At 54.3% G+C, this 4497-nt stretch carries 6 protein-coding genes; 1 reads left to right on the forward strand and 5 read right to left on the reverse strand.

From position 1 onward, the window contains the following. The coding region (locus ACILRN_RS15860) for a hypothetical protein (protein ID WP_395689934.1) at positions 1-389 on the reverse strand (389 nt) is incomplete at its 3' end. 268 nt (positions 390-657) lie between these two features. Between ACILRN_RS15860 and ACILRN_RS15865 the strand changes: the two genes are divergently transcribed. Continuing rightward, positions 658-1140, forward strand: a complete 483-nt coding sequence (locus tag ACILRN_RS15865; protein WP_395689936.1) for a hypothetical protein — start codon at positions 658-660, stop codon at positions 1138-1140. Between the two features lie 52 nt (positions 1141-1192). Here ACILRN_RS15865 and ACILRN_RS15870 read toward each other — a convergent pair whose 3' ends face one another. The 4 genes from ACILRN_RS15870 to ACILRN_RS15885 all read right to left on the reverse strand — a co-directional run. Beyond that, a complete protein-coding gene (locus tag ACILRN_RS15870; protein ID WP_395689937.1) occupies positions 1193-2191 on the reverse strand; it encodes a hypothetical protein in 999 nt (332 codons plus the stop codon). Continuing rightward, a complete protein-coding gene (locus ACILRN_RS15875) occupies positions 2188-3396 on the reverse strand; it encodes a sugar-transfer associated ATP-grasp domain-containing protein (RefSeq protein ID WP_395689938.1) in 1209 nt (402 codons plus the stop codon). The genes ACILRN_RS15870 and ACILRN_RS15875 overlap by 4 nt, the downstream gene beginning before the upstream one ends. Before the next feature lie 213 nt (positions 3397-3609). Continuing rightward, positions 3610-4083, reverse strand: coding sequence for a hypothetical protein (locus tag ACILRN_RS15880; protein WP_395689939.1), 474 nt, complete (start codon positions 4081-4083; stop codon positions 3610-3612). Continuing rightward, positions 4080-4497, reverse strand: a 418-nt coding sequence (locus tag ACILRN_RS15885; protein ID WP_395689940.1) for a thermonuclease family protein, incomplete at its 5' end; no start/stop codon positions are given. The genes ACILRN_RS15885 and ACILRN_RS15880, both read right to left, overlap by 4 nt.

Raw genomic sequence — 4497 nt, forward strand, 5'->3', positions numbered from 1 at the left:
ATGCGGGCCTCAGTATTGTTAGGCTGCAGCACGTTTCGAGAGATATTCAGGTTACCCCCACAAATAAGATGAAGACATATCGGGTGATCGTCCAAATCAGGTAAGTCCAGTGCTAAGGTGTGATTGTCGCAGGTTAACCTGTACTGTTCTGCGGCATCCGTTGAAAAATCCCTAAACCTCTCGTTTAAAAAATCCGATCCGGGTGGCCGAAGTCTTCGATCTTGCAGGAAGGCGAATCGATAACTCTGGCTTTCTTGCAAAATTGCTTCGCGGGTCACCGCGGTCACGATGCGTGGCTCGCTCTGTCGAAAAATTTGCAGAGGATGAAGACAGAGCTCGATCACAGCCAATCCTATACGTAGTTTGGTAAGTTCGCTCTTATCCGGCACCAGCGCTATGCTGGCGCAAGGTAGCTCAAGCGAGCAAAAAAGCTCTTCGCACCCTCCGGACCTACCTCGACTGCACCATTCGCGACATCTCCCAACAGATTGCAGGCGAGTATGGTCTGTAGGACTTCCTCCGCGAGACCCTCTACCTTGCGAGTAGGGTACTTGAATAACGGAAGAGCCAAAAGGGTAGGCAAGATCTACGGCCTTGCATGCGCCTGAGGTTGAGTGCTTCGGCAAACGAAGGGCGTGTACGCCCTGCGAGTTCAGCGTGAGGTTCTCGATTGCCACCACGCTCCAGTGCTCGAAGGGCGGATGGCGCGTCGTCCATGCCAGCGCAGTGCCGGGCAACTTTTATGACAACCACACGCTGGCAAGCATCATTCCGAACATAACGCAAAGCATCAGAAACGACATCAGCTGCGTCCTCACCGAGGTCAATCACCCCGGAAGTGATGCACCACCTCTCCCACAGGTTCAAGGTCTACACTTCTCTTCAGATGCGGCCCTTGACGGCCACTACAAAGCACGGGATACGCCGCTGCTCAGCCATTGGTTCCGTCATCGGCAAATAAAGGACGGCCACCGCATGGACTGCAATTACCTCACCGCTCGCCAGTGCAACGCCATTAATTTCAGGCTTGCCCCCGCTAAATATAATTTCCGCATCCTCCTCAACTGGGGGAGGCTTCTTCTGTGCTTGATTGCTTCCGTTCCGGTCACACGCTGCAGGCACACTGCGGTTCGCCTTTAGATAGTTTCTTCACGGCGGACGGATTAGAGAGGGATAACTTAGTTAGAACAGTTTATGTTGTGATCCCATTTGCCCTGGGGGCTCGCATGTCTTGGCGCTGTGGCTTAGCCAGATCAATAGGAATAAGCGCACTCTGGGGCAACGGGTACGGCTCCAGCGCCAAAAAAGCGGCCTTAAAACGTTCCCTCGTGATCTGGCGGTGTGGCGCGGCTCCCGGTCTTCCAGCGCTAGGCAGGGTAGGGTTCGTGTTGATCTCGTAGACCTGAATGCGCCCACCGACGATACTGTAGTCGATCCGACCAAAGTCAATGCTTGCAATCTGGAAAATCGTTTCCAACTCCCTGTGGTGTGGATTTTCCATTACGTAATCGAGTTCCTCACGCTCGTGAGATGGCAGGCTGATCTTTCCGGGATCGTCATTCACGGCGTCGCGCCGGGCATTGGCAGCCTTGACGATCCAGTGGGGTGAGAAGTGTACGTGGTGGGGCAGGATGGTTTTGCCAATTTTGAAAGCACCATATTTCCTGAAGTAGCCATCCATGTGGCGCTCCGCGCAATATTCGACTGCTATGCGGCCACGTAGAGGCGTTCCCCTCTCTTGTAATAGGGCAATTGTATGCATCAAGGCATACTCGTTAGGAATGAGGTCTGTTTCGGGTCCGGCGCAGTCGTCCTCGGAGCGAATAAAGACCGGATATCGATCAGGAAGAATGCCATCACCAATACGCCAGACGCCGTAGTTATTGATGCGGGCGCGGTGAAGGGCCTGCAGGAGGGCGACCCGCTCGAGCACACGGTGCGGTGCATTAAGCATAAGCCCCATGCCGGAGTGCCTTTGCAGAATCCGCCATGCCTCGGAAGCACATTCCAATTCATATCGCGTCAGCCGGTCGAAATCCGTGAACACATAGGTACCGGCCGGAACCTGTCTTTCATGGAACATCTGCTCATAGCTGAGGAAGGTAACCCTGTCCCGAGGTAGGATCCCGCTCGACAGTGCCTTATTAATCGTGAAGTCTGCGAAGCGCTCCACGCAAAGATATTGAATCATGATGATGCTCTTGGCTGCCAGGCGGCAGGCTTCAATAGTTTTGACCTCTCAGTGTACTCTCTTCCGGATTGCCAAAGCTGCTCCCAGCGGAGGCCCGAAAAACAAGGCCCGGTGGCAGCCTCCGCGAAGGTGATGCCGTTGTGCTTGGCGTTGACTTCAAGAAGCACGGGAGCTCCTTGCTCATCAACTGCCATATCCCACCCGACGCAGTGAAGAAAGGGGACCTTGGAATGGAGCAACAGAACGGCCTCTCTGCACGCTGCAAAGTTCGGTATTTGAAAACCACTGAATAGGAAGCCGGAATCGGGATGTGTGGAATGGCAGCGCCAGTCGCTTCCAAGACCGCTTTCTAAGAGGTAGCCTGTCCGCAACTCAACGGCCACTTGTAGTCCTGGCACTGTCATCACGTGGGTTTGGCCGAAAAGTGGAAGCCGTAACATGGCGGATCGAAGGTGAGTCCCTCCGTGTTCATCGACGACCGTCGTTAAACGAAGTGTCGATACAGGACCCGACAAGAACTGATCAAAGGACGCATGTTGACGTACCCGGCGCTGTAGCACTAGATCTCCAGCCGCTTGAAGTCGTTCGACTTCCAGGTCGCTGACATCGATAAAGAATATGCCATTTCCCCGCTTTGATCGATCTAGTTTGACCACCACCTCATCGATGCCGTTCAGTACGCGCTCCTTCAATTCGGCACCACTGATTTGTCGCAGGCCAGAATCAAATAATCGACCGTTGATCTGATATGCAAGGTCGGGCGAGAAGGAACCGCCAAAAATTAAACTTGACGAAGCCCGGCGGCCGGCCAGCGGACCGTAGTCACCCTTGAGGTTCGGGACAACCCAACGACCATAATAATTATCCGGAATCCACCCCTCACGAAAGCCTCCAGTCGACGCGGCGTATACCCAGAGCCAGGGAGCATAGGCCTTAGAGCCTAGCACATCTCTCGCATACTCGACAGCGTCGCTTAGTATGGCTTTGCTGATAGTCTTCCCATCGCAAGAAAGCGATCCCAATGCTGCCTCAGCTGTACGCAGGTGAGTGAGGTCGTATTCAAACTCTAGTGATGAGCCCAAACTTGCGAGCGCGCGTGACACGTCTGTCGGTAAAATTGTATCGTTACTGCATGCTAACAAATCCGTTTCTTTCATTGCTTTATCGCTCAAAACCCAGTCGTATCTTGCGATGAGTTCAGCCAATATCGCTCCAATCAACTGGACGCGTCAACTATCACAACAGAGGCTCACTCAAAGACTTAAGACTCTTAGCAGTGTATGCGTTCATGACGTCTGCTGAGCGCTGGGTCAGGAATCGTAACACCCACATTCATCAGGCCGGCAAAAAACGACGGTATCAAGTTGATCATCAGAATCTGGGAAGCTCAGAAGTTGATATTGATCCCAAATCTCTAATTATATTATATGTAGGTTTGTAAAGTATTTTGATAGCATTGGAATCATTTGCGTAATCATTAACATAGAAACGGCAATATCGTTGGGGCACTTGTCAGATCTCGCGGCTGCTCGACTGCCAAAATGGCTTTCACCATCTTCTTCGCCTCGACTGAGCCAATCCCCCGTATCCTGCCGGAGGCGAGATACTTCTCGATCCCCAAGCCGTGGTGGGCGGCGTGGTCTTGAGAAACGCGCCTTGAACTGCAGCCCATGCGTCCGGTCGTTGAACCATTCGCCTGTCGCGATGATCCATTGCCCGGCGGATGTCGCCGCGAGGTGACCCACCAGCATCACGAGGTCGAGGTGCCCGTTAACCTTGACGCGCAGCACGCAGAAGCCGCTCTCGGCATTTTCAAACGTCACGCGCTCAGCGAGTCCTGCCAGCACATCCTGCGACGCCTCCTGTGCTGCTATACCGTCGTTGCAGCTCATTTGTTCCGCGCCCGCCAGTCCCAGGGCATTTCGAAGGAACCGGCCCACATCCCCCGGCGGTTGAGCCGCGCCTCGTCTTCCTGGGTTATGTAATCGTTTCCATACTTCCGATAGGCAACCGCCCAGCCCTGGGCAACCATCCAGGCATTGAGGTTGGTCTCACCCTTGAAGCAGACGGCAATGATGCGCTTGTAGCGATCGCGCCCCGTCGCTTCGCATCTGATGACCGAGCGCCCCATCATGTCAGCGAGGGCGAAGGCGGATTTCTGGCCGCAACGGTATTCCTGGCCTGAGGCATCAAGGCAGGGCTGCCGGCCTTCGGGTGCGTCAATGGCATCGAGCCGGATCCTCTCCCCGTGGATCTCGATGGTATCCCCGTCGATAACGATTGCAGTGCCTTGAAGCGAAGACGCG

This window comes from Aestuariivirga sp. (assembly GCF_044238155.1).
GTDB lineage: Bacteria > Pseudomonadota > Alphaproteobacteria > Rhizobiales > Aestuariivirgaceae > Aestuariivirga.